At 38.9% G+C, this 3,154-nt stretch carries 1 protein-coding gene and 1 pseudogene; one reads left to right on the top strand and one right to left on the bottom strand.

The features are described from left to right. Positions 1-739 precede the first annotated feature (739 nt). Positions 740-877, top strand: a pseudogene (locus AB4140_RS18845) (thioredoxin-dependent thiol peroxidase); the annotation flags it as partial. Between the two features lie 83 nt (positions 878-960). Here the strand turns inward: AB4140_RS18845 and AB4140_RS18850 are convergent. After that, on the bottom strand, positions 961-2,856 hold the full coding sequence (locus tag AB4140_RS18850; protein WP_102437787.1) for a sodium:proton antiporter: 1,896 nt from the start codon (positions 2,854-2,856) through the stop codon (positions 961-963). Positions 2,857-3,154 lie beyond the last annotated feature (298 nt).

Here is a 3,154-nt window from a genome sequence, read left to right on the forward strand (position 1 = left end):
GAGGAAATTGTTCAAGCACAAATGGAATTTAAAGAAAAACAGCATGTTGGAAAAATTGTACTCACTGTGCAAACTTAAAGTTTTGGTTGTTTGCCCTTCGTAATTTGATTATGAAGGGTTATTACTGATAACACTTTTCTAAATAATGAACGAGCTTCTTAACATTAAATTTTCTAATGGAAAATTGGTTCACGGCGTTTAAATGGACTTCTCGCAAACTCACTTTGGGGCAATTCCTAGTTACGATGAACAAGTGCTGCTGAACCTTCTGATAACTTATTCTATGCCAAACACATCAATTGACTACAAAGTAGTGGCCAGTTTTGCTAAACCACCACACCCCCATGCTTTTTCTCTTCTGACATCTTTATTCACCTCTTATTTTTAAGTGTAGACTTACCCTACTTGATTAAGTTACAAAATCAAGGCGCAATATTGTAACTCTCCCTTAAAATCCTAATAATTTAAGGGAGGCTTACAGGCCTGATAAATGTTCTTACCCAAATTTGCAGACTGCTCTTCCGTATGACAATCAGCTATGAACCATTGCACCGCCTAAACTTTTTATGACAGTTCACAACTCTAAAAAGCGTCAAAAACAGCCCTGTTTACAAAAAAATATGACAACTGATATAATTAGGATTCAAAAGGAAAATTTATTAATCTAACTCACTGTTAAGTATAGGCTTCATTGATATTTGTCAATTTTTATGTCTCAAATTATTTCCAAGGGTGATCCTACATGGGCAAAATCTATGACGGTATCCATAGATTGAGCTTCCTCATTGGTCAAGATGGCAAAATAGTACATGTGTTCGATAAATTTAAAACCAAAAACCACCATGAAGTGGTGTTATCGGTGTTAGAAACGCTTTAACTTAAGCCTTAAGTAAAAATTCCATAAAAAAAGCTTCGTTAATACGAAGCTTTTTTATTGCTGATTTTTAGTCAAAATCAAATTCAAGCTGATGTATTGCCGAAAGTTTCACCAGAGTCATCTTGCTCATTAGCGTCTTCATTTTCTGTTACTTCAGCTAAATTACGTTGGATGATATCTTGCTCTTGCGCCTCTTTCGGCAATAGGCTAATTAACTCGATACCGACTGGTAATTCATTAATTTCAGTACCTGAAATAATTTTTACTTTCTGATCTTTAGTCAGGTAAATTAACGGCATCGCCGTTTCACCATAACGCTGTTTAAAGTGTTCAAATGTAAAATTATCCGTAATATTAGTGACTTTAATAACAGCACCTTTCGCCATGTAACTGGCTATTTTGGCATAAGAAATTGACTCACCAAATAAACACAAACGCTTTAAATAAGACTCTGACAATTGATGTCTGGCACTTCCCCCTTCGGCATTATTTAAGCCATACACTTTATTGGTACCGAATAAGTCTTGAAAATGAAAACTCACTAAAGGGTTTAATTGACGATAGGGAGATAACACTAGCACTCGACCTATACCACTTAAATCCATAAAGTTTTCGGCGTGTTCAGAGGCCGGATTACCAAAATAAACCGGGATATTCGCCATTCTCGCTTGACGAATGTTGTCCCAGTTATTATCGGCTAATACCACTTTCACTTGCTTAGCCGTTAACACCTTAGCTAACTCACGTGAAAACTTAGAGGCACCAAATAACAGTAAGCCTTGTGATGAATCGGCCTTTACACCTAAAAACTTAGCCCATGGGCCTGCCGTTAAGCTTTGTATTACAACAGTGCCAATAATAATTAAAAACACTAATGGCACTATCGAGCTGGCACCATTAACCCCTATAGCTTCAAGCTTAATGGCAAATAACGAAGAAATTGCCGCTGCAACTATCCCTCTTGGTGCGACCCAACTTAAAAACCATTTATCAGCTCTAGATAAACTAGTACCAATACCAGAAATCCAGATACTCAGAGGCCTTGCAACCAACAACACGACCAGTAAGACACCGACACCGCCCCAACCTAAATCAAGCATCGCGGTCGAGTTAAGTCTTGCTGCTAATAAAATAAACAAGGCGGAGATCAGTAATACGGTAAGAGTCTCTTTAAACTCTAAAATATCCGCAATATCAACCCCACGCATATTCGCTAACCAAATGCCCATCACAGTCACGGTTAACAGCCCAGACTCTTCTTGGATCAAATTAGAACCAACAAAGACGCCCAGCATAATAGTTAATACCGCAGTATTTTTAAGATAATGAGGAAACACATTACTACGAAGTGCAATGCCAATGAGATAGCCAGCAAGCGCCCCAAGTCCAAAACCTAACAGTAATGTCATGCCTAAAGCGAATAATATATGGGTGGTGGGATCTGCAGCGGTCGCCACAGCAATATATTCATAAACTAATACTGCTAAAATTGCCCCGATAGGGTCTATGACTATTCCTTCCCAGCGTAAGATGCTGGCAAGGTTTGATTTTGGCCTTACTGTGCGCAGCATCGGCACTATTACTGTTGGACCTGTCACTACCACTAATGCACCAAAAAGTAGCGCCATGGGCCATTCAAAGCCTAATAGCCAATGAGCGGCTGGGGCGATACAAGCCCAAGTTATAAAGGCACCAAAGGTCACTAAGTTTGTCACCATGCGGCCGTGATCTTTGATTTCTTTAAAATTGAGGGTTAACGCGCCTTCAAAAAGAATAACCGCGACCCCCAATGAAATAATGGGAAACAGCAAATCGCCAAAGATAGCATCAGGGTCTAAAATGCCAAGCCCCGGACCAAGTAACAAACCGCATAACAATAACGGTAATATTGCAGGAAGACGAAACTTCCAACCTAACCATTGACACAATAAAGACAGCACGCCAATCAGCGCGAGCATGCCAGTTATGTGTTCTACCATGGACAATTCCTTTTTTATATTTTCTGCGATATAGCTCGCGAGTTTGTATCTTTAATAAAATACTAAATTACACATCAGAGCAAGGCTTAATTAAAACATCTACCGTAATTTTTTAACTTAACATCAACCTTTTAACCTGCTGATTGGAAGTATCTAAAGCTTAATAATTTTCACGTTAAAGCCGCAGAACAATAGACTCAGCTTAAGATAAATACATTCAATGTCATAAATTACAGGCACAAAAAAGCCCTTGTCTTATGACAAGGGCTAATCTGTTCGGCGCAGCGGACGGGACTCG

Origin of the sequence: Shewanella sp. 10N.286.51.B2, assembly GCF_041469265.1 — a bacterium.
Classification (GTDB): domain Bacteria; phylum Pseudomonadota; class Gammaproteobacteria; order Enterobacterales; family Shewanellaceae; genus Shewanella.